The sequence below is a fragment of the Vibrio sp. 10N.222.49.C12 genome (genome assembly GCF_041475025.1).
Taxonomy (GTDB): Bacteria; Pseudomonadota; Gammaproteobacteria; order Enterobacterales; family Vibrionaceae; genus Vibrio; species Vibrio crassostreae_C.
In genome coordinates, this window is sequence record NZ_JBFRVF010000048.1 from 62,234 (window position 1) to 87,125 (window position 24,892).

Consider the following 24,892-nt stretch of genomic DNA (forward strand, 5'->3'; position numbering starts at 1 on the left):
ATAAAGCCAGATTAGCATAAGTGCCGTGTTTGGATTAGGAATATAAGCTTATGAAATGCCAAAAACTTACTATCTATTGGTAGCTCAAGCTAAATCCTGTTAACTGCTTACCGTTATGCCGCTAAGTTGGATTTTATTTAAGCACAGAAACCCAATATCAGTAGCTGTAATTGTCAATTACCACGTTTTGTCTAGGTCAGCATAAAGCTGATAATCGCCCTTTATGTCATCCCAATGATGCAATTGATGCAATAATTCAGCTTTAGTTAACTTGAACCTAAAGTGTTCTTGGTAAGACTTCTCTATTGGCGTATTCAATATGATAGGCTCATCAGTAAACTCAAAAAACCAGTATAGGCCATCTTGTTGACTATCTTTACCCGTAAACTGTTGGCTTATTTTACTTCGTGGTAGCAACTTCACATTAGCCACACGATATAGATACTTTGAAAATTGACTATTATCAGTCACCTTATTACGAACAGTGATCAATAAATAACGAACTTCACGAACAATGTTACGGTGCACATTTTGGCGGTTGGTCGCTAATAGCTGTGTATGATACCCCTTAAGCTTGCCACTCCGAGCTAGATTCAAGTAACTATCATCACGACCGATTTCATTTAATGGAGCTACCATCGTCAGATCTTGATAACGAGCACTACAGCTTCCATAAGGTGCAATACGAGCTGAATCTTCGATGAAATAGTAGTCGTTACTTAACCTAGAGCGACTTGTAATACTCGCTCCTAATTTTTGCTGTAAGTAGTTTTTCAGCCACAAGTTATGACCCAATTGATTGTTAACACTTGGTAGCAGAGCAAACGCACCAATGCCAATTTGTTCGATAGCATCTTGGTAAGGGTTATGAGTATTCACTTGATCACAAAAACCTGGATATAAAGCAAAAGCACCCATTACTGGTCGACTCTTAATCGGGTTTTCATTTTCTAATTTTTGCTGATGAATAATTGCATCACGGTAGCGGTGCATCTGGTTAATTGCATCTTCAGGTACAGCATCAAATCCCTTGTTATGAGCTTTGATTTGATAGTTATCGATTCGGTATTTAGCATCAAACAAAATGAGAAAGGACTCTTGATTTTCTAGTGTAACCTGCAGCACGATATCAGGCCGTTGATTTGCTGTCCAAGTGCGCTCTTTCTCTCCTTTAGGTGAAAAGGTCGGTTCATGAGCTAACTTGATAATCACTCCATCATCACGAGAAAACTCAAATGCAGCAGCCATTCCATCTTTACTAAATTGCTTTTCAAACTGCACTTGTTTTAACTTAGCTAACTCTCGCTTTATCTCTTTAAAACCAAGGCTTTTAATAACAGCCATAACTTCAACAAAACACCAAATTTCGTATAACTCAGCGACCGATTTAACCGACATATCCGTCTGATTTTTAGTATTATTTAAATAATATTTTAACTGCTGCCATGCTTTATAAGCTTTTGCATAGCCAGTGCCCTGTTGTAATACCTTCGACTCACCACCTTGCCCTTTGAAGGTACCAACTTCACGCCAAAGCTGATGCTTGCACATTTTGTTAAACGTATGCTGCCACGTTTGCACCTTTTGAATAAAAGAGCCTGACAATTGAGATTTTTCTGTGCGGGTAATAGTAGAAATTAAATGATGTAAATTATTAGCGACTTTATTAATAACCATTTTAATAAAACGATTTTCAGGCGTATCAATATGCAGTTTTTTAAAGCTAATAGGGAGTCTTGGGTTCGCCACTCCGCTTTGGATTAAATGTTGAGATTTTTCCGCCTGCTTTGGGTTCAATCGTTTATTAACCCGATCTAACTTTTGATACTTAGAAAAAGATTGCAGTCGATTATGAGGGGAGTTAATGACTTGCTTTACACCACTTTGCAGGTCTTCAACCAAACGCTGAAACTGAGCAAGCCAAAACAGTTCAAACTTTTCAGTACTGCGCTGTGATTGACTCACACCCTGATTTGTTTTGCTACTTAAGCTATAGCGCCAAAGAGGATAAATATCATCAATGGTACGATTAATCAAAGGAAGGTCTTGATCCATCACCATCTTTGTAGCAAAGATATTAAAGCTAACTTCAGCACTACAAAGCTTATCTCCCACTTGATACTCAATATTAAAACTGCAGTTACCGACATCATTACCAAAATTAATAGCAGCTTGTAGCCCATCACCATTTCGGGTTAGATGAAAAGCTTCTTCGATTAGACGATGCTTATGATTAACTGTTGCAGTATTCTTAATTACTGACCTTTCAAACTCAATATCAAACCAATACTGGCGATTTTCAAAAAAGAAAGGGGTAGCGATAGACGATGCACCCTCATCATCAAATGTAGCCGCTACTCCCCCCACACTAATCAATACAATATCACCAGAAGGCAATATCTGATCACGCTGTCTGTAAGTGTGCTCTAGTTTACTTAAAGGGCTATCAATATCATCACATGTAACATAAACCGTAAAATCATCATGTTTAGCTTTGATAGTCACACGCTTTTTCTTCACCATTTCTTACTGCTACCCTATCACCATTATTATGGCCAAAATGAGGTGAAGCCTGACTGCAACTTCGACTGCATATACTCAAGCTTAATCTTTGAGCGGCAGCTTACCTTGATTGGTGTGTCTTTATCTTCAATATTCTGACGCAATAAATCTGCACGTTCACCATCCCAAATAGCTTTTAAGGTGCTTTGATTTGATAGAACTTCTACTAACTTTTCTAATAGTGCACCGCCATCTTCCGTCGTCAACTTATCTTCATCACCTTCAACACGAGGTAATATCTTACACATTAAAAAGTCATCAAAAACAGCCGCTAATTCATCTTCATCCTTAGGAGAAAAACTAATGACTGATAAGCAAAGCTCGTTAAATGCGCGGTAAGCCAATTCAAATGCGGTACCTTTTAATACAGCATTTACTGACAAAAAGAACTCTTTCGTTTTCTCAGCAGTAGAATCAGCCTCAACTTGAGAGAACAGATCCAGCTTAGCTTGGCTATATATTGGATAACCTAAGGTTAATGGTTGTTTCTTCGCTTCAAAAAATTCATCTATGTCATTAGGAAAAAATTCTCCAAAATCGATACTCAATGCACGATCAATGACTTTTCGAGAGAAACCATGAGTCGTTTCATCCATATTAACCGTTCCGGCTACAATCAAGTTAAATGGAATCCCCAGACCGTACTGACAGAACAACTGCCATAGTTCATCATATTTATCATCATCAAAGCCTAAGCTTGAACGCAGCTTTCTATCGTAAACTTCATCTGTATCACCGTTCTCATCAGCTAACCCTAACGCTAATGGCTTCAGCAATGGATCGCTAGAATAGGTAAATTGGTCGTTGTCCCAACTCCAACTTCTTGTCTCTAGTACTGATAAATAATCTGCAAAGTATTGCTCGACTGGAGCAAGATTCATTTCATCCAAACAGAGCCAATAAGATCGTACTTTTTGTTGAGTTTGACTACCACCAGTGACCACCAAACGTTCTCCACGCTGTTCATTAGAGTGAACCTGAACACTTAAACCACTATCAAAGATTCCACGCCAAGCTTTTGCGATGAACTGCAACACATCAGTGGTGATGTATTCCGCTTGACCATCTTTTGATAAGCGCGAGACATACCCCAACAAGTCGCTTGGTTCATGCCAATCAGGACGCACGGAAGTAAGGCAATAAGTTTCATTTAGAGAGCCAGTCGCTTCTACTTGTTTACGAACAAAGCGAGTCTTACCCGTTCCTGAAATACCGGCTAAAAGAAGGAATGGTTTAGATAAGCATTGCCGCTCTACGAAAACTGTAGGTTCTACAGGCTCATTACGTGTATTAATACCTGCATATAGTTCTAAAAGCTCTTTGATGTCAGATATTAAAGCATCATTATCTGGCATCTGGTCTGTCGGATAAAACTTAGCACCGGCAGAAGCCCACTCATAAGACTGACCCAATGTAGTATTCGATCGTAACTCAACTGTCTGATCCCATTGCATAAGCTGTTGGTTTGAGGTACGTATTCTATCTCGCATCTCTTTTGCTTTTTGCTTCGCTAAGGTTGTCCCATATTTGCTTTTTAACTCTGTGGTTCCGAAACCTAACGACAAGTAAACCCCAGAACCATCTGAGCGAAACAAATAAACAGGATATACACCTGATTGTGTTGAAGTTGTAATTTTTGAGTCGAGGATGGATAACCAAGCGACATCGGCCCAATTACCGGCTCCGGCACTCGCTTTCATCAGAAATCGTTCATCAAGATCCAATTCAGCCTTTAAACATGAAGTTAGATCTTTCCTTAGTAACTTAGCAATAGGGTGACTAGAAAATGGCTCTGTCTTTGCTTGCACCCAGTTACTTGCTATTTCTGATAATAGAGCCCTTAACTTCATAAATTCACCTTCATTTGACAACTCGAAGCTTATCGATTAAATCTTAGCTATTAATTCATGTACACTCTTTGAATTATACTTTTCAAACCATCTAATTGATATTAAAAACAAAGTAGACTAATCGTCTATTTCATCGACAAACGCATTGAAAACAGTATGGTTTTGACAGGTCGATAGAAAGCTAAATACCTGATCACAACATAGCTCACCACCAATGTTGCGACCACCAGTTCCAGTACTGCAAGAGCATGGACTTGAGTTATGTATTGGCTTGCAATGTCGACACTTTCCATCCAAGCCGCCAATTTAAACAGTGCCGTCGCACCAATCACGATAGGGAATGTAAACGCTGCATAACCAGGGCTAAATGGAAGACGAAGTAGTTTGAAAAACGCCATATAGATAATGAACGTCATCAACACTGCAATACCAAATAGTAAACCAATGATCACAGGTGAAGGGTTAGCAGTAACGGTTAAGTAACCCGCCAAAGATAGGCTTGCCGGTGCTGCCATAATCGCAATCGTTGGTTTTGCAGCATCTGGCACTTCGTGAGAGAAGATCAAACGGTAAACCATGATTGGTAGCATTACTGCGTAAACCAATAAGCCGAATACCAAAGTCGCGTTAGCTACTGGCTCTAAAACTGGATTACCTGAGAAAGAGACGTCAGCGACGATAATACCGATCGGTGGCACAAACCAGCTTGGCACCATGTGGTGAATCTCAAAGTTTTTAGCTCTGTGGTACAAAAAGCTCATTAGAAACACAACATGCAAAGCCACAGAAGCCAACCACATAGCTTCTTGTAAGAATTGAGAGATTGGCGCTAAAGATGCTGACACCACCATGCACCCCATTGCAAATGTTGGTACCACACTGCCGACAACAGGGTGAGCAAGATCTTCACGCAATAGGTGACCATGAATCAAAAATTTCACAGCTAAAACAAGAAGTAATACCGCCGCAATGCCAGCACTGATCCACTGCACCAAACCCGGTGTGTGTAAGATACCTTGTGCGACTAGAACACCATCCCAACACCAGCCTAAGCTTGCAATTGCGAGTGCTAACCCTGCCATGGGTGTTGGAGCTCCTGTTAATCTATATTTAATACGTTGAATCATGTCAGCCTCTCTTAAACCTAATTCACTAAACTTGTGAACTCATCAGCTTGTTGAAGCCATAATACGCTTGCGCTTCGTTAAACAATATCCAATTATATATAACAAGTGTTCATCAATACTGAACAGAATCCATTTTCACCAGCAGAGTAAAACTAGGAATCTGATGGCTAATATTTCAATAAAACAGCTCAAAGTGTTCGTCACTATTACTCAGCACTCGACATTGACTGCTGCCTCTGAGGCTCTGTTTCTGTCTAAAGCTGCGGTCAGCATGGCACTAGGCGAAATGGAGAAACAACTCGGCCACTCTCTATTTGACCGGGTCAACAACCGATTAATTCTCAACCAAGAGGGACATAAGTTACTTCCATTGGCGGATGAAATATTACATCGTGCTGCTGGTATTGATGTTTTGTTCCGTGATGATCAGCCTTTAAGTGGCAATCTAAAGGTCGGCGCGAGTGACACGATTGGTAATCAGGTCGCACCGTTTATTTTGTCAGGCTTTCGCGAACGAACTCAACATCAGGATCAAAGCTTGTTCATTTCAAACAGTGCACTGATCTGCCAAAAGTTGGTGGATTATGAACTTGATATCGCGCTAATTGAAGGAAAAACATTACACCCTGAACTCATTTCGAGTCAGTTTAGCAGCGATGAAATGTGCATTATTGTTAGTAATCAACATCCTCTCGTTGCCAAAGAAAAAGTGATTTTAAGCGATTTAGAAGACAGCCATTGGATTTTACGTGAATCAGGCTCAGGGACTCGCGAGTTTTTCCTTCGTGCCGTCGCACCGCGCATCGAACATTGGTATGAATCTTTTGAACTCAACACCACAGAAGCAATCATCAACTCTGTTTCTGCCGGTCTTGGCTTTGCCTGTTTGTCTCGTTTAGCTGCTCAGCGAGCGATCGATTCAGGCCGAGTAAAAGCGCTTAATGTGCCACTTGATATGAAACGCCGATTCTGGATGCTGGTCCATAAAGACAAATATCAAAGCCCACTGCTGAAATCTTTCATGAGTTATTGTGAATACTGGGCGGCACATCAAGATTGAGGCCGCATAGTACGGGCTCCAACTGGACTTTTAACATCAGAAACTGTATAAAAAGCCAGTAAAATTTATCAAACTTAGAGGATTAACCATGGCTGTTATCGTCAAGTACGTGGTGGAACGCAACGGAGAAGAGAAAATGACTTTTACCTCTAAAGCCGAAGCTGACGCATACGACAAAATGCTGGATATGGCTGATGAGCTTTTTGAACTGTTAGGCAAAAGCGATTTAGTTGAAGATGAAGGCAAGCAAGAAGAACTTGCAATGTACCTAGCGAAGAACAAAGAAGAAGTTCTTTACGCATTAGGTGCTAAGCGTAAGCCAGCTCCGAAAAAAGCTAAGAAGCTTGAAGCTGTTGAAGACGCAGAAGAAGATGCAGCTTAACTAGCTGATACCTTTCTAAAAAACGTCAATGACGCCTCTAATCAGAGTTCGTTATTGGCGTTTTTTTATACTTATCGAAATATAATGAAGCTTGTTTATAGTCGAAATCGCTCTAAACATTCGCTTGCATGAAAGTGTGAGGAAGATCTAATCTATAGCCATCAGGTGATGGGGTTCCACCTAAGCTTTTGCTTCAACCGCCCGTTCTTTCCGAACAGTGCTAATGACTCCTACAGAATCGAAAACAGGTAATACTGTTGGACGTATCGCTATTCCTCCATTTTGAAATGGACTTAGTCTATTAAGACCAAGTTCCATGACACCTTTGGATTATCGATACTCAAGATCTGTAGTGAATTAGCCGCACCTCTTCCAACACGTCCTGTTTTCTCAACGCCCTAGGCCTTAAATGGCTCTATAAGTGAGAAAACATTATGCACTACTCTTCAGAAATTCAATCAATGTGCCCTATCCAAAGGGGTGATCTACACACTTCAGCACCAATTCCAGTTGAAGGCGCTATGGTTAGTCCAAAAGATGTCATCGCTATTTCTGGCTTAAGCCATGGCGTCGGTACTTGTGCACCACAACAAGGTGCAGCAAAACTAACGCTGAACGTAAAAAACGGCATCATCGAAGAAGCCCTAATCGAAACGATTGGTTGTTCAGGCATGACTCAATCAGCCGCGATGGCAGCCGAAATCCTCACCGGAAGAACCATTCTTGAAGCCCTAAATACTGACTTAGTGTGTGACGCTATTAACGTAGCCATGCGTGAAATCTTCCTGCAGTTTGTTTACGGTCGAACTCAATCAGCTTTCTCTGAAGGCGGTCTAGAAATTGGCGCTGCATTAGAAGACTTAGGTCAAACACAGCGCAGCCAAGTGGGTACCAGTTACTCAACCGCTGCAAAAGGCGTACGTTACCTAGAGCTTGCAGAAGGTTACGTAACCAAACTTGCACTTGATGATCACAGCGAAGTGATTGGCTACGAATATCTCAACCTCGGAAAAATGATGAAGGCGATTAACCAAGGCGTGCCAGCGAATGAAGCGGCCGACCTTGCGACAGGGACCTATGGCCGCTTCGATGAAGCCGTTGCCACCATTAACCCACGCCAACAGTAATTTTGCCAATTTAGAGGAAAGATATGATGAACACTCAATTTAATGAATCAGTAACTCGCGTATTGGCAGAAATGAACTTCGACTCTTTAGAGCAAGCTGACCAATACTGTAAAGCCCACAACGTTGATCCAAAAGCGCTAGTGATGGATACCCAACCTATCGCTTTTGAAAGCGCTGCCGATGCCTATATCCTTGGCTCAGCACTGGCGCTATTTCGTAAAGCCACCAGCGCAGAACAAGCCGCTAATATTATTGGTGAAGGCCTCCAAGCATTCACCAAACCCGGCAGTGTTGCTGAACAACGCCAAGTCGGGATCGGCCATGGCGCGCTAGCCGCTCGTCTTCTCAATGAAGAGAGCCACTACTTCGCCTTCCTTGCGGGTCACGAGTCTTTTGCTGCAGCAGAACGTGCGATTAAAATTGCGCTAAACGTCAACAAATCACGCAAAAACCCATTGAAAGTGATCTTAAATGGCCTAGGTAAAGATGCGGCTTATCTTATCTCTCGCATCAACGGCTTCACTTACGTGCGCACTCAATACGATTACCAAACAGGTGAACTTGTTGAAACTGAGCGCCGCCGTTTCTCACAAGGCCCTCGCGGCGACATCTTGTGTTACGGCGCTGATGACGTACGTGAAGGTGTAGCGATCATGCACAGAGAAGAAGTGGATGTGAGTATCACGGGTAACTCAACCAACCCAACACGCTTCCAACACCCAGTAGCGGGTATCTACAAAGCAGAACGCACTCGCCAAGGTTTGCCATACTTCTCAGTTGCTTCAGGTGGCGGTACAGGTCGAACATTGCACCCAGATAACGTAGCAGCAGGCCCAGCGTCTTACGGCATGACCGATACCATGGGCAGAATGCACGCTGATGCTCAGTTCGCAGGTAGCTCTTCAGTTCCTGCTCACGTGGCGATGATGGGCTTCATCGGCATGGGCAACAACCCAATGGTCGGATCGACGGTTGCATTGGCTGTGGCAGTGAGTGAATCTCAACACGCATAACGACAAAGTGAGTCCCACAATCTGCCTGTTATGTAGAGTCTGTTAGTTGAGAATCAAGCAATAACGGACGACTAAAACTCTACACCTATCACTAAAACCAAACAGCCAGCCTTATGCTGACTGTTTCTTATTCACACTTGCTCTACTATCTATTTCTAATAATTATTTGTATCTAAGATTAAATACATTCTGCTGTCGTATTTGGCGAGCGCTTCGTTAAAGCCGTTGGACCAAGCGCACTGAACGTGATTACTCGAATGATGGGGTTGATACTCGCGGTAATCGGTATGCAGATGTTGATTGAAGGGATTGAGCAAGCTTATAAGGCACTGTTTATCTAAAGAGGGGATTCACAGGAGAATGTTGATTAACGCACCAATCAATTTGTGTTGATCTGCAGTGTTTTCTCATTGCAGAAAACTATCTCTCAAAAGACAAGCAATATCATTTTACAGACTTTATCCCGATACGCCCTTTCATAACGAGGGCGCTCTCTTTATGATGAACGCAATTAAATTAACTTTGCTAACGGCAGCGCTTGTTATTCGAGCCGTTGTTTTGGAATAGCAAAATCAAGACTCAACACATGGAGATTCAACATGGCTTATTTTTCACTAGCCTTCGGTACGGCAACCAAAAATCGCGACAATAAAATCATTGAAGCGTTCTTCCCTAACCCGCTTCTAAACCCAAGCGACGCTCTTGTAGCAGCTGTAGCTGAAGTGTCAGGTTACGCTGAAGGCAACCAAGCTATCGAAATCTCTGCTGCACAAAGCGCAGAACTGGCGAAAGCATTCGCAGCAAACGATGATGCAGCTAACGCATCTTTCGCAGAAAAAGCGGCAGCGTCTGAACAGCCACTTGTTCTTGTTGTTCTTGCTACTGACGAGAAGCCAGCATCAGTTGCTGAAGGCTTCCTAAAGCTACAACTTATCTCTAACCGCCTAGTACAACCACACGGTACGGTACTGGACGGCATCTTCGGTCTACTGCACAACATCGCATGGACAAACGAAGGCCCTATCGACCTACCTGAGCTGGCTGAGCGTCAAATCGAAGCTCGCCTTGCAGGTCGTGCTCTGTCTGTAGATTGCGTAGACAAGTTCCCTAAAATGGTGGACTACGTAGTACCAACAGGTATTCGTATTGCTGACACTTCTCGTGTTCGTCTTGGCGCACACGTAGGCGAAGGCACAACAGTAATGCACGAAGGTTTCATCAACTTCAATGCTGGTACAACTGGCGTGAGCATGGTTGAAGGTCGTATCTCTGCGGGTGTTGTTGTAGGTAACGGTTCAGACATCGGCGGCGGCGCTTCTATCATGGGTACTCTGTCTGGTGGCGGTACGATGGTTATCTCTATCGGCGAAAACTGCCTACTAGGCGCAAACGCTGGTCTTGGCTTCCCTATGGGCGACCGTTGTACGGTTGAGTCTGGTCTTTACGTGACTGCGGGTACTAAGGTTCGCATGTTAGATAAAGAAGGCAACGAAGTAGAGATCATTAAAGCTCGCGATCTAGCTGGCGTTTCTGATCTTCTGTTCCGTCGTAACTCAATCACTGGCCAAATTGAATGTCTTGCGAACAAGTCTGCTGTTGAGCTAAACAGCGAACTACACAGCAACAACTAATCTAAGCGCTAGATGCTAGATGCTAGATGCTAGAAAATAATAAGCCGCTGGGGTTCAATCCAGCGGCTTTTTTGTATGTTCTGGGAATCATTATTGTCGGGTGGACGACACTTGTTACCAAGTGCCGTCTCCCTAAGAACCCAGCGTGCAACTTTCACTGCACTAGGCTCAAGCCTCCACGAAGGCATCGTTTGATACCCAGCAACTTATAAAGCAGTCGAAGCAGGTTCGTTCCAAGAGTTACGAGCTAGCCTTTTAGATTTTCTCTTTACCAAGTATTCTTGGTAAAGAGGGTCAAAGGGTGTCGCTGCACTTCGGATTTTCACATGCCTTTCTATTGGCACTTTGGCTATTTGGAAGAGATTGAACTGGCAATCCATATCCATGATCTTCTGCCAACCGTGAAACTGCCATTGGCCTTTTCGGTTGATGAAGTATTTTAGGGCAATCCAAGTTTTAGACTTTGTTGGATGACGCCTTTTAGCCCAGTGCCATAACGTATGGAATAACTTGTGACCTACATATCCGAATACCTGTTTAGCTACGCAGTGCCGATAATAGTTCGACCATCCCCTGAGTTTAGGATTTATCAGTTTGATAAGATCATTCACTGGAAGGGTTACGTGCTTTTTGATGAGTTCACGCAGATTGCTTAAGAACATCAACGTATTGGATTTACTCGGCTTGATGAGCAGTTTCCCTTTGTACTTCCTATGGTTGAACCCAAGAAAATCAAAGCCATCGTTGATATGAGTAATGTGCGTTTTCTCTTCGGATAATGTTAAGCCTCTTTCCGCTAAGAAATCAGCAATCAACGGTTTGATATCGTTCTCGAGCACTTCCTTTGAAGCGCAAGTGACGACGAAATCGTCGGCATATCCAATAAAGTTAGCTCTTGCTCCTTTCTTAAGCGCGGTAGACTTAATGCGCTGTTCGAGACCCGATAACGTCATCAACATCAAGGTGGGGGATATAATTCCGCCTTGAGGAGTGCCTTCGTCGGTGTCGTAAAACAGCCCTTTGTCTACAAAGCCTGACTTTAGCCATTGCTCCAACATCCGTTTATCGATGGCGATGTTATCCATAAGCCATTGATGCCCGATTTTGTCGAAGCAAGCTTTAATATCTCCTTCAAGAACCCATTTAGCCGATTTCTTTAAAGCCAAACACTTGAAGCACTGGTCGACAGCGTCAGCCGTGCTACGATTTGCTCTAAAGCCATAACTATTCGGGTCGGCAGTTGTTTCTGATATGGGCTCTAGCGATAATAGGTGTAGCGCTTGTTGTGCTCTGTCTATCATGCATGGGATGCCCAGAGGTCGAAGCTTGCCATTCTTTTTGGGGATATAGATACGCCTGAGTGGTTTCGCTTGATAAGCTTTCCGACTCAGTTGATTTACTGCTTTCATACGACGCGTGTCTGTGTTCCAGACAACGCCGTCTATTCCAGGCGTTTTACTGCCTTTATTTTGAGAAACTCGCTTAACAGCAAGAAGTTTTGCTGAGCGAGAGTGAGTCAGTATCCACTGCAATGCTTTTGCTTTGCCGTGTTTACCGTCTCTAGTTGCCTTTGCGATACGCATTTGAAGCTTTAAGACGTTCGCCTCTACGGCCTTCCAGTTAATGGATTGCCACAGTGCACTGTCAGAAGATGCACTAATCTCATTCGAAATCGTCATTTGCTTTTCTTCCTTAATAAAGTTCTTCAAACTCTCTCGCAACGAGAGACCAGTTGGAAGTGGGCTCACTTTCGTGATCAGGCACAAACCTGTATCTGCGTCATTACAATGCAGCCTTTGCTTTTTCCAACCTCCTCTACCCGCATCACTATCGGCCACAGAGGCTTTCCCGTAGGGAGTGATACAGGCTTACCGTGTTCCGTATGTCACGCAATGTCAGTTTAGATGCCCGCTATGGTGCAGAGAGTTCAATGATCACGAAAGAGCATGGGGCAATCTCTTTCCGACTCTCGTGCCTTTTGGCTACAGCGTATTAACCACTTCCGCTGTTTCACAACATAACGCACCTTACGCGGATTCACTTATGTTCATCATGCTGACTACCTAGCACTCACCCGATGTTGTGGTTATCAGGAGGATCGTCCTCTCACGATTTCAATCCCGATTGGAAAATACCAACCTTCGTTACATTGTCAAAGCCGCTACTTTATTCAGGCTCCTAGGTTCATCTGGTGATACAGATGGTTCACTCGTTTAGCGGTGAACAGCGCTTCATACGACTTCACGTCGCACGCCCCATTGTTGGTTAGAGTTCGAGATAGTAAATATCGTGTTTATATATATTAACCCTATAAGAGGTAATCCGACCGAGTCTACCCTTCAGAATTTCTCAGATATGCAGTATCGACCATAGGGATATTTAAAACTTTTGAGTTAATTTTATGCGGTGAAGAAAGGCGTTACTATATATGGAGTACTTTTGGTACTTTAGCTGAGAATTCATGCCGCCTAGCATGTTCAAATAGCAAGGCGGCAATAGACTTTTGAACGAAATGTTAGTTCGCTTCGACGCCATTGATGAATGTCTTCCCAAGTGATTGCTTGATCGTTGTGGTGTAGTTACCTGACTCTTCTTCGTTCCACAGTCTGTCCAATGCGTTTTGGTTGATTTCAAGTAATTTAACTAGCTTTGGTGTGATAGTGACATTGAAGTCAACTTTAAGGGACTTCTCAAATGCCTCTTCTGATTCTCGGTTAGTTAAGCCTTTATAATTTTTAGGCATTATTTCAATTTCTCCATCGGAACTTGAGTCATTAACGAAGATGTTGATATTCTCGAATTTGATCCCATTACCTATTATGGATTTAAAAGCAGCCTCAATTGTTTCCTCTGTAGGATTTCTTTCAATCAAACCGATGAAGCTATTAAGCTCTTGAGTATTAACTCCTTTAATCTCACCACTTAAGCCAAGTTTGTTCGATAGTTGGGTGATGTTTGGAGATTGAAGATCTAGTGAGTCAACTTTCCAATCAAGCTTCAGGCTCGTATTGTCTTCAATTGTAATTGCTGAATGCAACTTCGCGTCTTTGAAGCTAAATCCACCAGATCGATCGTTGAAACCTCCATCATTTGCAATTATTTCAGTATTATGGGTGTCATTAGTGATATTTGACTTAAGCTCAATGCCGTTTATATAGGCCTGTTCTCTTCTTTCAGAGATTCTAATTCCGTCAATTTTTGTGGATGTAGTGAAGGCTTCTTTATTGCCTTTAAACAGAATCTCAACATCGCCAAGTTTGAAGTTGCTTGAGCGGCCTGTATTGATTTCTCCAAGTGAGAAGTTGCTTTGTAGATCTAAAGACTGATTGCTGGTATCGAATGTGTATTTTATGCTTTCATTTAAGCTTGCTACCTCTCTGATTAACGTTGAGGTAAGTCCTTTATCCTTCGGGAGACTAAAATTACCTTCAACGCTAAGTCCGAATGGCGCAACCGTTGCTGTGTGGCTTAGGTAGATTGGTTCAGGAAGTCTTTTTGAACCATTGTTTATGTAGATAGCGAAATTCTGCTTGATATTGTTATTGTTGATTTCCGTATCGATCAGTTGGGCATCAATGAATTGGTTTTTTAGTCCAATTAGTGAGCTTTCAACTTCACTGGTCACAGTTTCTGCTGCATTCTTAATCAACATGTTATTGGCAACCAAGGCACCACCACCGATGATCGCTGTACAGCTGATTGCAATTAAAGTTTTTTTCATCTTTGCCTCTGATAAATATAGGAATCAATTAGTTATGCTATTTTATATGAATTCAGTTGCTTTCGCACCATAAACCAATTCTTCCCATTAGCGCTCAACAATTACTTTGTTATACCTGTAGTTATTCATTAAATACTAATTTAGAAAAGTCACTGACACGGAATTGTCCAAAAGTTTGTTATACACACATCCACTATACGGTGATCCCTACACCACACTCACCACCAAAAAAAGCGCAGACCTTTCGATCTGCGCTTGTGGTTATTGTCCCGATAACACTGTTTAAATCGTTTTCAATTAACTCACGTTCTTACGTGCGTTTTGGAACATACGCATCCAAGCGCCATTCTCGCCCCAACCTTCCGGAGACCAAGAGTTTGCAACCGTACGGAATACACGCTCTGGGTGAGGCATCATAATTGTCACGCGGCCGTCAGTCGTTGTTAAACCTGTGATAGCGTTTGGCGAACCATTCGGGTTATTCGGGTATTGCTGCGTTTGGTTACCGTTGTTATCAACGTAACGTAGAGCAACCGTACCTGAGTTTTCAATCGCGTTTAGGTGGTCGTTATCACGTACTTCTACGCGGCCTTCACCGTGAGAAACAGCGATTGGCATACGAGAACCTTCCATGCCGTTGAAGAATACAGAATCTGACTTCTGAACTTCTACTAGGCTGAAACGTGCTTCAAAGCGCTCAGATTCGTTGCGAACGAAACGTGGCCAGTACTCCGCACCTGGGATAAGTTCACGTAGATTCGACAGCATCTGACAACCGTTACACACACCTAGAGAGAAGGTATCTTCACGCTTGAAGAAGTTTTCAAACTGGTCACGAGTAGAGTCATTAAACAAAACCGACTTCGCCCAACCTTCACCAGCACCTAGTACATCACCGTAAGAGAAGCCACCACATGCCACAAGGCCGTTGTATTCTTCTAGTACCGCTTGACCTGTTAGGATGTCGCTCATGTGAATATCAGTTGCTTCGAAGCCTGCACGGTCGAATGCTGCTGCCATTTCAACGTGAGAGTTAACACCCTGCTCACGTAGAATCGCCATCTTAGGCTTAGCACCTGTGTTGATGAACGGTGCTGCGATGTCTTCGTTTACGTCAAAGCTCAGTTTCACGTTCAGACCTGGGTCCGAGTTGTCTTTCTTCGCTTCATGTTCTTGGTCAGCACATACTGGGTTATCACGCAGACCTTGCATCTTGTGCGTTGTCTCAGCCCAGATAGTACGTAGTTCAGTACGGTTACGTTCAATCACTACAGACTCGCCAGACTTAATCACTAGTTCATCTGATGCTTCCCCTTCACCAACAACGCAGCCAATCACATGAGAACATGCTTCTAGACCGTTAGCTGCAAGAGTAGAAAGTACTGCGTCTAGGTCGTCGTTACGGACTTGGATTACTGCACCTAGCTCTTCGTTGAACAGTGCTGCTAGCGTGTCTTCACCTAACGCTTCAATGTTTGCATTAACACCACAGTGACCTGCGAATGCCATTTCTGCTAGCGTTACGAATAGACCACCATCGCCTTTATCGTGGTAAGCGACAACTTGGTCGTTCGCTACAAGTGCTTGAACGCCTTCGTAGAAACCTTTTAGTTGCGCTGCGTTGTCTACGTCTGCTGGCTTGTCACCAAGCTGCTTGTAAACCTGTGCAAGTGCTGTTGCACCCATACGGTTTTTGCCGTTACCTAGGTCGATAAGAACTAGGCTTGTATTACCTTTGTCAGTGCGAAGCTGAGGAGTAATCGTCTTACGAACATCTTCAACACGTGCAAACGCAGTGATAACAAGAGATAGCGGAGACGTTACTTCTTTCTGCTCGCCATTCTCTTCCCACTTGGTCTTCATCGACATTGAGTCTTTACCCACTGGGATAGTTAGACCCAGAGCTGGACATAGTTCTTCACCAACCGCTTTAACCGCTTCGTAAAGACCTGCATCTTCACCTGGGTGACCTGCTGGAGACATCCAGTTAGCCGACAGTTTAATGTGTTTGATATCGCCGATGTTGGTCGCTGCGATGTTAGTAATTGCTTCACCAACCGCTAGACGAGCCGATGCGCCGAAGTCTAGAAGTGCCACTGGCGTACGCTCACCAAGAGACATAGCCTCACCGTGGTAAGAGTCGTAGCTTGCCGCTGTTACTGCGCAGTTAGCAACAGGAACCTGCCATGGACCAACCATTTGGTCACGAGCTACAAGGCCTGTTACCGAGCGGTCACCGATGGTGATAAGGAATGTTTTCTCAGCGACTGTTGGCAAGCGAAGAACACGGTCAACCGCTTCGTTCATCTCGATGCCAGAACGGTCAATCGCAGGGTTGTTAGCTTTTAGCGTTTTCGCGTCACGGTGCATCTTAGGTGTTTTACCTAATAGGATGTCCATTGGCATGTCGATTGGCGTGTTGTCGAAGTGTGAATCTTCTAATTTCAGATCACGTTCTTCAGTTGCTTTACCAACCACTGCGTACGGTGCACGTTCACGCTTACAAATCGCGTCGAACGTTGCCATGTCTTTATCAGCAACCGCCATTACATAACGCTCTTGAGATTCGTTACACCAGATCTCAAGTGGGCTCATGCCCGGCTCATCGTTTGGCACGTCACGTAGATTAAAGATACCGCCACGCTCGCCATCGTCGACTAGCTCAGGAAGAGCATTCGAGATACCGCCCGCGCCCACATCGTGGATAAATGCGATTGGGTTCGCATCACCAAGCTGCCAACAACGGTCGATAACTTCCTGACAACGACGCTCCATCTCTGGGTTTTCACGTTGTACAGAAGCGAAATCAAGATCTTCAGAAGAAGAACCAGAATCCATTGAAGATGCCGCACCGCCGCCAAGGCCGATGTTCATCGCAGGACCACCTAGAACGATTAGGCTTGCACCTACCGGGATCTCTTTCTTCTGAACGTGCTCATCACGGATGTTGCCAAGACCACCAGCTAGCATGATTGGTTTGTGGTAACCACGCACTTCTTCACCTGCGTGAGAGTTTACTTTCTCTTCGTAAGTACGGAAGTAGCCAAGTAGGTTTGGACGACCAAATTCGTTGTTGAATGCCGCGCCACCAAGAGGACCTTCAAGCATGATATCCAGAGCAGTAACGATACGGCTTGGCTTACCAAAGTCAGTTTCCCAAGGTTGAACGAAGTTCGGGATCTTAAGGTTAGATACAGAGAAAGCAACAAGACCCGCTTTTGGCTTACCACCAATACCGGTTGCGCCTTCATCACGGATTTCACCGCCTGAACCTGTCGATGCGCCTGGCCACGGTGAGATTGCCGTTGGGTGGTTGTGCGTTTCAACTTTCATCAAGATGTGTGTTTTTTCTTGGTGGTAGCTGTACTGGCGAGTTTCTGGATCTGGGAAGAAACGACCAACTTCAGAACCTGTCATTACCGCTGCGTTATCTTTATAAGCAGACAGAACATGTTCTGGTGTCGTTTCAAAGGTGTTCTTAATCATCTTGAACAATGATTTTTCTTGCTTAACGCCATCGATAGTCCAATCAGCGTTAAAGATCTTATGACGACAGTGCTCTGAGTTCGCTTGTGCAAACATCATTAGCTCGATGTCCGTCGGGTTACGACCTAGCTTCTCAGTGAAGCTTTCAAGAAGGTAATCAATCTCATCTTCTGCAAGTGCAAGACCTAGGGTAACGTTTGCTTTTTCAAGCGCTTTACGTCCACCAGTTAGTAGGTCAACTTCCGCATAAGGAGCAGGCTCAGCAACGGTAAATAGTGCCGCCGCTGATTCGAAGTCAGTGAAAACCACTTCCATCATACGGTCGTGCAGGATTGCTTTCAGCTCAACAAGTTGAAGTTCAGAAAGTTCAGCAGAGGTTTCAATGTAGAAAGCAGTACCGCGCTCTAGACGTGACACTTTAGCCAGTCCGCAGTTGTGTGCGATATCTGTTGATTTTGAAGACCAAGGCGAGATAGTGCCTGGGCGTGGCGTTGCAAGCAGCAGTAAACCTTCAGGTTCATGCTCTTCAATCGTTGGACCGTAAGTCAGTAGCTTTTCTAGCTTCTCAACTTCAGACTCATCTAGGTCTGCCGTTAGATCAGCAAAGTGGGCAAACTCAGCGTAAATACCTGTTACAGGTAAGCTTAATTCACGACAAAGCTCTAAAAGCTTGTTAACACGAAACTCAGATAGAGCTGGGGAGCCACGCAAAATTCTCATGTGCTTACGTCTCTTATGCAGTTGATTAAGGTAGTATTGGAATAAATTCAGTGGGTTAAAGGAAAAACCTAACTGTTTTCTTCGAAGCTATTCCCGAAGGTTTAAAAACCTATGCCGATCCCACCTCTTCAATGCGAGCGCATTATAAAGCATTTCTTTTTGTGACGTAACACCAAAAGCAACCGTTTGCGTGATTTTTTTTATCTTTCTGCGTAAATGGTACTTTTGCTGCATTTATCACCACTTTTACAACTGTTTAATTAAACCTGCTTTGCCAGCCTTGCGGGGTTTGGTATAAAGGAGCTTCCACTTTTCGAGATTTCATTTTGATGCCTAAATTTACGCTCATCTTTTCGTCTAAGTTCCTTCTGCTCGCCATCGCCCTATTTGGGTTGGCTGGATGCCAGATTGAATCTGAACCTAAAAGTGTCCTTGAGCAGATACGAGATCGTGGCGTTCTTCGTGTCGGCACCCTAAATAACCAACTCTCTTATTACATCGGTCCTGATGGTCCTGCTGGCTTGGATTACGAATTAGCTCGTGAATTTGCGCAGGAGCTTGGTGTAAAGCTTGAGGTTAAACCCGCTTACCGTTTGTCTGGCTTGTTCCCTGCACTGCAGAAAGGCGAAATCGATCTTATCGCGACCGGCTTAACGCAAAACAACAAACTGACACGAGCTTATCGCGCCGCACCTGCTTATTACTATGTAAGCCAACAGGTCGTATACAAAAAAGGCCAGTGGCGACCGAGAAACCTTGAACAACTGATCAATTTCGAGAATGAGCGTCAGGTTGACTTTGTTAAAGCACAAACTGAATCAGAAGAGGCGGCGTCTACTGACACATTAACGCCATCTTTGGTTGTGGTGAAAGACTCACACTTTGAGCCAACACTAAAGCAGCTGCAGAAAACACACGATGACTTTATCTATGATGCGGTCGGCAATGCTGATATCAACGACCTGCTCAAAGAAGTATCAACAGGCGAACGTTTATTCACAGTGGCCGACTCTATCGAGCTATCACTGGCGCAACGTTTGTACCCAGATGTTGCCTTGGCATTTGAGCTGACAGAAGACCAACCTATCTCTTGGTACCTAAATAGATCGGAAGATGAAAGCCTGTATGCTTTGCTGATTGAGTTCTTCGGTAACCTAAAACAGTCTGGTGAACTGGCTTCACTAGAAGAGAAATACATCGGCCACATCGGCACTTTTGACTACGTTGATACTCGTGCCTTTATCCGCGCACTGGACAGCAAGTTGCCAAAATGGTCGCCGCTATTTCAAAGGTACTCTCAAGAATTTGATTGGCGCTTGATTGCCGCTTTGGCCTACCAAGAATCACACTGGAACCCTGTTGCGCGCTCACCAACGGGTGTTCGTGGCATGATGATGTTGACACTGCCCACCGCGAAGAGTGTTGGGGTAACCAACCGTCTCGACCCGAACCAGTCGGTACAAGGCGGTGTTGAGTACCTGCGTCGTATCGTGAACCGAGTACCAGATTCAATCACTCAACACGAAAAGATCTGGTTTGCACTTGCTTCATACAATGTCGGTTACGGGCACATGATGGACGCGCGTCGCCTCACGAAGGCACAAGGAGGAGATCCTGATGCTTGGGGCGATGTGAAAGACAGATTGCCTCTGTTAAGACAGAAGAAGTACTACAGCCAAACTCGATATGGGTATGCGCGTGGTGATGAAGCGAGAAACTACGTTGAAAACATTCGCCGTTATTACCAAAGCATTATTGGCCATGTAAATAAGCGCAATAAAGAACAAGAAGCGACCCTTGAAGGTTTGGTGGTGATCCCACCTTTAGAAACCTCAGGTGCTGAATCGAGTATCAGCGCAGCTCAGTCGACAGTAAGCAGTTCTGAGCCTTCACAGTAAAACCCAAAAGAGCAATGCCATCTAGCATTGCTCTTTTTTATTGTCTTTTTTCGACTATTCTTTCGTCACTAAGGGATAAGGGAAGCAGGCAAGAAAATGATGATGAGATCTAGAGTGTCATATTGCAGTAACAATCGAACCTTATAACGGCACACCACAATCAAGATTATGCTCTGTTGCACTGCAATGCTGGCTTTAGACTAGAACTGCTCTTCTATTTAAGCCAAGCGTGCGACAGGCCAAACAAACGAATAACACTATAATTAAATCGTTAGTCCAAACTAAAAAGTCAGACGACAAATAGGAAATCATTGAAATGATGAAGAAACTGAAATCGAAACGCCTTGATAAGACCGTTGCTGCAAACCGTCGTAAGCGTATGCTTTCAAATAATAAGAAGAAGATCATTTGGCGCAATCGCGCTTTCATGCAGATGATTGCTGAGTAAATGTAGTTACTCAGTCAGTTTGCTTGGCACTCTTGCGATAGAGAGTGCCGAAAGTACGCTGCTATTTCTTATTGCCAGCCTTCATCTCTGCTTCTAAACGCTGCTCTTCCAACAGACGTTCTTGCTTTCGCTTCTCTTTTATCTCTTTTCTACGACGCTTGAAAAACGCTTGTAATTGCTCACGGCACTCTTCCTCTAACAAACCATGTTCAACGTCGGCATAGTGGTATGAGGCCTGGCTTTCAAACAAATTCAACACTGTACCTGCAGCGCCTGCTTTTAAGTCTGGAGCACCAAACACAATGCGCTTTACTCGGCTGTGTAGCAAGGCACCTGCGCACATTGGGCAAGGCTCTAGCGTAACGTATAAAGTGGTATCGAGTAGCCGATAGTTTTCTAAAGTTTGACCGGCTTTACGCAAGGTTTCAATTTCTGCGTGTGCCGTAGCATCGTGGCTGCCAATCGAACGGTTCCATCCTTCAGAGATAATCTCCCCATCTTTTACTAATACTGCACCAACAGGAACCTCTCCCTCGCTCTCTGCTTGCGTAGCCACCTCGATGGCGCGTCGCATGAAGATTTCATCTTGAGGGGTGAATTGATGGTCTGACAAAGGGAACTCCAGAAACAAAGGATAAAAACGAAAATAGGTATGCGGTGAAGCATACCTAATCTTAGAGATAATGAACAATAAAGAGGTAATAGACAACAACAGACAATGAACCATTGCCGCTTGCTGGTTGGTCGAACTGTTAGCTATTAGCGTCTTCTATGTCATCGGCTATTGGCGTCGCTTTGATACTCACAATGCGATTGTTCTCAACAGAGATAATTTCAAACTGCCACTGCTGGTATTGAACAACTTCGCCTGCATCCGGTAAGCGCCCTATTAACCATGTCACAAGGCCATTCAGCGTTTGGAAGCTCTCGCTTTCGCCCTCAAAATCCGATAGCTCTAAACGGTTTTTCAGTTCACTGATAGGAATCAATCCATCCACCAACAAACCGTCTTCCACTTGCTCGGTCCAAAGATCGTTCGGATTATTCGATAGCTCGCCAGCAATCGCCTCAAGAATATCGTAATGAGTCACAAGACCTTGAACATCGCCATACTCGTCGACAATGAATGCCATCTCGGTGCCCGACTCTTTAAAGTAGCCAAGTAAACGCAGAGCTTTCATCGATTCTGGAACATAGATCGGCGAGCGAGACAGCCCCATGATCACTTGAATGCTTAGATTGCCCGCCTGATTCAGCAAGGCTTTGGCTGACACTGTACCCACCACTTTATTGAGGTGATCTTGGCACAATGGAAACACACTGTGCTTTGATGAACGCAGTTTCTTTAATATCTGCTCAACGGGTTGGTCGACATCCAGAAAGTCGATGTCTCGACGCGGAGTCATCAATGAGCTCACAAGACGATCATCAAGCTGCAAGATATTACGAATCATCTCTTGTTCGCCGCGTTCAATCACACCCGATTCTGAGCCCTCTTTCACAAGTGCATGGATATCATCTTCGGTAACGCTATCTTCTTCACCGCCTCGGCCCATCAACTTAAGAATACCTTCCGTTGAAGCCGACAACGCAAACACAAACGGCGTCGCGATTTTAGATAACCAGAAGATTGGCAGCGCGACTAACACAGCAATGTTTTCAGCTTGAGACTGAGCAAAACGCTTTGGTACCAACTCACCGACAACGATAGCGAAATAAGTAATACCTACCACCACAACCGCAGTAGACAAGATGTTCGCTTGTGTTGGGTCTAGTCCCCACAGTTCAAGTTGAACGGCTAGTGGAGCCGATAGCGTCGCCTCACCCACAATCCCGCTGAGTAGGCCGATTACCGTGATACCGATTTGGATTGTAGAGAGGAAGCGGGTTGGGTTTTCTTTGAGATCAAGAGCAACCTGAGCGGAGCGGTGTTTTTCGGCTAAGCGTTTCAGCCGACTATTTTTTGCTGCTACCAATGCAATCTCAGACATGGCAAACAGACCATTTAAAACAATTAACCCTACTAAAAGCAGAATTTTCATGTGGCTTGGATTTCCTAAATTTACCGGCCAACAATTAGCCGTAATCCGGAGTATAAGCTGAGTGCCTTTATTTTGAATATAAAAAGTTTTGGATATAGAAAGTTTTGGATATAAAAACCTTGGATATAAAAAACGGAAAAAATAGCGAAAAAAAGCCCGCACATTTCGGTGCGGGCTTAGCAATGAATAAAGCTTAGTTTTGCTTAGTTCAATCTTACATTGTGTAAGTGTAAGGTGCTTGGATACCTAGTGGGATACCAAGAGCCCAGTAAGCTAGCAAGAAGATAGACCAACCGATTAACATCGCAATCGAGAATGGCATCATTAGAGAAGCTAGAGTACCGATACCTGTCGACTTAACGTAGCGCTGACAGTAAACAACAACCAGTGGGAAGAACACCATTAGTGGAGAGATGATGTTAGACACTGAGTCACCTACACGATAAGCCGCTTGAGATAGCTCAGGAGAGATACCCACAACCATTAGCATTGGAACTAGGATAGGACCAATCAGTGCCCACTTAGCTGAAGCAGAACCAACAAGAAGGTTAACTGCAGCCGTTAGTAGAATCATACCAACAACCGTTGCTTCACCTGGAAGGTCCATCGCTTTCAAGCCTTCAGCACCGTAAAGTGCCAGCATAGTACCGATGTTTGATTGAGCGAATGCAGATAGGAACTGAGCACAGAAGAACGACATTACAATGTATGCGCCCATCGTTGCCATCGTCTCAGACATTGCTTTGATAACATCATTACTATTCTTGAATGTACCCGCTACACGGCCGTAGACGATACCCGGAATAATAAACAGGATGAAGATCAGAGGAACGATAGACTTCATTACTGGTGCTGAGAACGCCGTTAATTCGCCTTCAGGTGAACGAAGTGCTGAGTTTTCAGGCATTAGAGCCGCGATAAGCAGACCAATACCGGCAACCATTGCCCAACCAGCGAATTTGAATGCTTTAGATTCAATGGCTGTGAACGTACCTAGATCAGGTGCTTGTTCTGCATCTTCATCTACAGGCGTATTAGCAAGACGAGGCTCGATAATTTTCTCTGTAACGTACCAACCAATTGCCACAATTAGAATTGAAGACAAACCAGTAAAGAAGATGTTCGCTAGAGGGTTGATCACATATGCAGGGTCAAGAACGTTTGCCGCTGTTTGAGTGAAACCAGCTAGTAGCGGATCAATACCTGAAGGGATAAAGTTCGCTGAGAAACCACCTGATACACCAGCAAACGCTGCTGCAATACCCGCTAGGGGGTGACGACCCGCAGCGTGGAAGATGATACCGCCAAGAGGGATTACTAGAACGTAACCTGCATCAGCTGCTGTGTGAGACACGATAGCAACCAAGATTAGCATCGGCGTTAGTAGCTTAGCTGGCGTGAAGTTAAGCATCTTCTTAAGGCCAGTCGTAATGAAGCCTGAAGAGTCTGCAACGCCAACACCTAGCATAGCAACAAGTACGATGCCTAGAGGTGCGAAGCCTGTGAACGTGGTAACCATATTCGCTAGGAAGCTAGCAAGCGCTTCACCAGTTAGTAGGTTGTTTACTTCAAGAGCAGCACCCGTTTGAGGGTTGATTAAGTCGAATGAAAGATTCGATAAAAGTGCAGATGCTACCCATACAATAACTAGAGCCCAGAAGAACAGGATTGCTGGATCTGGAATTTTGTTGCCGGCGCGTTCAATGAAGTTTAGAAAGCGGTCCATACCACTGATCTTCTCAGTCGATGGTGCTTTTTTTACGGCTTGGTTACTCATTGTAACTCCATATGTGATGTTGTTTTGTTTAGGCCTAATATAAGTTTT

Annotated in this window: 15 protein-coding genes, 2 pseudogenes and 1 riboswitch; of the genes and pseudogenes, 8 read left to right on the plus strand and 9 right to left on the minus strand. The window is 44.2% G+C overall.

The features are described from left to right. Window positions 1–177: 177 nt before the first annotated feature. The 3 genes from AB4583_RS15015 to AB4583_RS15025 all read right to left on the minus strand — a co-directional run bounded on the left by AB4583_RS15015 (window position 178) and on the right by AB4583_RS15025 (window position 5,494). Window positions 178–2,523, minus strand: a complete 2,346-nt coding sequence (locus AB4583_RS15015; protein WP_102394079.1) for a DUF2357 domain-containing protein — start codon at window positions 2,521–2,523, stop codon at window positions 178–180. Between the two features lie 26 nt (window positions 2,524–2,549). Beyond that, window positions 2,550–4,412: an MrcB family domain-containing protein gene (locus AB4583_RS15020; protein WP_102394078.1), complete on the minus strand. Its 1,863-nt coding sequence runs from the start codon at window positions 4,410–4,412 to the stop codon at window positions 2,550–2,552. Between the two features lie 125 nt (window positions 4,413–4,537). Further along, window positions 4,538–5,494, minus strand: a complete 957-nt coding sequence (locus AB4583_RS15025; protein ID WP_102394077.1) for a TDT family transporter — start codon at window positions 5,492–5,494, stop codon at window positions 4,538–4,540. Between the two features lie 208 nt (window positions 5,495–5,702). On the opposite strand from AB4583_RS15025, the gene AB4583_RS15030 reads away from it, so the two are divergent. The 6 genes and pseudogenes from AB4583_RS15030 (at window position 5,703) to dapD (ending at window position 10,752) form a co-directional block, all read left to right on the plus strand. Further along, window positions 5,703–6,599 (plus strand): LysR family transcriptional regulator, encoded by an 897-nt coding sequence (locus AB4583_RS15030; RefSeq protein WP_136978973.1) that lies wholly within the window; start codon window positions 5,703–5,705, stop codon window positions 6,597–6,599. A gap of 88 nt (window positions 6,600–6,687) precedes the next feature. After that, window positions 6,688–6,981, plus strand: coding sequence for a YebG family protein (locus tag AB4583_RS15035; protein WP_008223840.1), 294 nt, complete (start codon window positions 6,688–6,690; stop codon window positions 6,979–6,981). Window positions 6,982–7,136: 155 nt separating this feature from the next. After that, window positions 7,137–7,221, plus strand: a riboswitch (Fluoride riboswitch). Window positions 7,222–7,415: 194 nt separating this feature from the next. Next, a complete protein-coding gene (locus AB4583_RS15040; protein ID WP_372118061.1) occupies window positions 7,416–8,108 on the plus strand; it encodes an iron-sulfur cluster assembly scaffold protein in 693 nt (230 codons plus the stop codon). Between the two features lie 23 nt (window positions 8,109–8,131). Beyond that, on the plus strand, window positions 8,132–9,121 hold the full coding sequence (locus AB4583_RS15045) for a GGGtGRT protein (RefSeq protein ID WP_372050916.1): 990 nt from the start codon (window positions 8,132–8,134) through the stop codon (window positions 9,119–9,121). Between the two features lie 197 nt (window positions 9,122–9,318). Continuing rightward, window positions 9,319–9,462 (plus strand): annotated as a pseudogene (locus AB4583_RS15050) (MarC family protein); the annotation flags it as partial. Window positions 9,463–9,720: 258 nt separating this feature from the next. Then, a complete protein-coding gene (gene dapD / locus AB4583_RS15055; RefSeq protein ID WP_017059885.1) occupies window positions 9,721–10,752 on the plus strand; it encodes a 2,3,4,5-tetrahydropyridine-2,6-dicarboxylate N-succinyltransferase in 1,032 nt (343 codons plus the stop codon). 206 nt (window positions 10,753–10,958) lie between these two features. Here dapD and ltrA read toward each other — a convergent pair whose 3' ends face one another. The 3 genes from ltrA to purL all read right to left on the minus strand — a co-directional run bounded on the left by ltrA (window position 10,959) and on the right by purL (window position 18,679). After that, a complete protein-coding gene (ltrA, locus tag AB4583_RS15060; RefSeq protein ID WP_029626754.1) occupies window positions 10,959–12,431 on the minus strand; it encodes a group II intron reverse transcriptase/maturase in 1,473 nt (490 codons plus the stop codon). 836 nt (window positions 12,432–13,267) lie between these two features. Then, entirely contained in the window at window positions 13,268–14,473 is a 1,206-nt protein-coding gene (locus AB4583_RS15065; RefSeq protein ID WP_372050917.1) for a hypothetical protein, read from the minus strand. A 297-nt stretch (window positions 14,474–14,770) separates the two neighbouring features. Beyond that, window positions 14,771–18,679, minus strand: coding sequence for a phosphoribosylformylglycinamidine synthase (gene purL / locus AB4583_RS15070; protein ID WP_372118066.1), 3,909 nt, complete (start codon window positions 18,677–18,679; stop codon window positions 14,771–14,773). A 329-nt stretch (window positions 18,680–19,008) separates the two neighbouring features. On the opposite strand from purL, the gene mltF reads away from it, so the two are divergent. Together mltF and AB4583_RS15080 are read left to right on the plus strand one after the other, a co-directional pair. Next, window positions 19,009–20,577, plus strand: coding sequence for a membrane-bound lytic murein transglycosylase MltF (gene mltF, locus AB4583_RS15075; protein WP_102394075.1), 1,569 nt, complete (start codon window positions 19,009–19,011; stop codon window positions 20,575–20,577). Window positions 20,578–20,893: 316 nt separating this feature from the next. Next, window positions 20,894–21,025: a hypothetical protein gene (locus tag AB4583_RS15080; protein ID WP_017059878.1), complete on the plus strand. Its 132-nt coding sequence runs from the start codon at window positions 20,894–20,896 to the stop codon at window positions 21,023–21,025. A gap of 61 nt (window positions 21,026–21,086) precedes the next feature. Here the strand turns inward: AB4583_RS15080 and tadA are convergent. From tadA to AB4583_RS15095, 3 genes and pseudogenes are all read right to left on the minus strand, one after another. Continuing rightward, window positions 21,087–21,691 (minus strand): annotated as a pseudogene (tadA, locus tag AB4583_RS15085) (tRNA adenosine(34) deaminase TadA). An 86-nt stretch (window positions 21,692–21,777) separates the two neighbouring features. Beyond that, entirely contained in the window at window positions 21,778–23,067 is a 1,290-nt protein-coding gene (locus tag AB4583_RS15090; protein ID WP_017067641.1) for a hemolysin family protein, read from the minus strand. A 214-nt stretch (window positions 23,068–23,281) separates the two neighbouring features. Continuing rightward, a complete protein-coding gene (locus AB4583_RS15095; RefSeq protein ID WP_017059875.1) occupies window positions 23,282–24,844 on the minus strand; it encodes an AbgT family transporter in 1,563 nt (520 codons plus the stop codon). Window positions 24,845–24,892: the final 48 nt, after the last annotated feature.

Excerpts from the sequence above, each read along its gene's own strand:
- dapD (WP_017059885.1), top strand. The coding sequence starts at position 9,721 with ATGGCTTATTTTTCACTAGCCTTCGGTACGGCAACCAAAAATCGCGAC.
- purL (WP_372118066.1), bottom strand. The coding sequence starts at position 18,679 with ATGAGAATTTTGCGTGGCTCCCCAGCTCTATCTGAGTTTCGTGTTAAC.
- AB4583_RS15020 (WP_102394078.1), bottom strand. The coding sequence starts at position 4,412 with ATGAAGTTAAGGGCTCTATTATCAGAAATAGCAAGTAACTGGGTGCAA.
- AB4583_RS15065 (WP_372050917.1), bottom strand. The coding sequence starts at position 14,473 with ATGAAAAAAACTTTAATTGCAATCAGCTGTACAGCGATCATCGGTGGT.
- AB4583_RS15090 (WP_017067641.1), bottom strand. The coding sequence starts at position 23,067 with ATGAAAATTCTGCTTTTAGTAGGGTTAATTGTTTTAAATGGTCTGTTT.
- AB4583_RS15095 (WP_017059875.1), bottom strand. The coding sequence starts at position 24,844 with ATGAGTAACCAAGCCGTAAAAAAAGCACCATCGACTGAGAAGATCAGT.
- mltF (WP_102394075.1), top strand. The coding sequence starts at position 19,009 with ATGCCTAAATTTACGCTCATCTTTTCGTCTAAGTTCCTTCTGCTCGCC.
- ltrA (WP_029626754.1), bottom strand. The coding sequence starts at position 12,431 with ATGACGATTTCGAATGAGATTAGTGCATCTTCTGACAGTGCACTGTGG.
- AB4583_RS15035 (WP_008223840.1), top strand. The coding sequence starts at position 6,688 with ATGGCTGTTATCGTCAAGTACGTGGTGGAACGCAACGGAGAAGAGAAA.
- AB4583_RS15030 (WP_136978973.1), top strand. The coding sequence starts at position 5,703 with ATGGCTAATATTTCAATAAAACAGCTCAAAGTGTTCGTCACTATTACT.
- AB4583_RS15080 (WP_017059878.1), top strand. The coding sequence starts at position 20,894 with ATGATGAAGAAACTGAAATCGAAACGCCTTGATAAGACCGTTGCTGCA.
- AB4583_RS15025 (WP_102394077.1), bottom strand. The coding sequence starts at position 5,494 with ATGGCAGGGTTAGCACTCGCAATTGCAAGCTTAGGCTGGTGTTGGGAT.
- AB4583_RS15040 (WP_372118061.1), top strand. The coding sequence starts at position 7,416 with ATGCACTACTCTTCAGAAATTCAATCAATGTGCCCTATCCAAAGGGGT.
- AB4583_RS15015 (WP_102394079.1), bottom strand. The coding sequence starts at position 2,523 with ATGGTGAAGAAAAAGCGTGTGACTATCAAAGCTAAACATGATGATTTT.
- AB4583_RS15045 (WP_372050916.1), top strand. The coding sequence starts at position 8,132 with ATGATGAACACTCAATTTAATGAATCAGTAACTCGCGTATTGGCAGAA.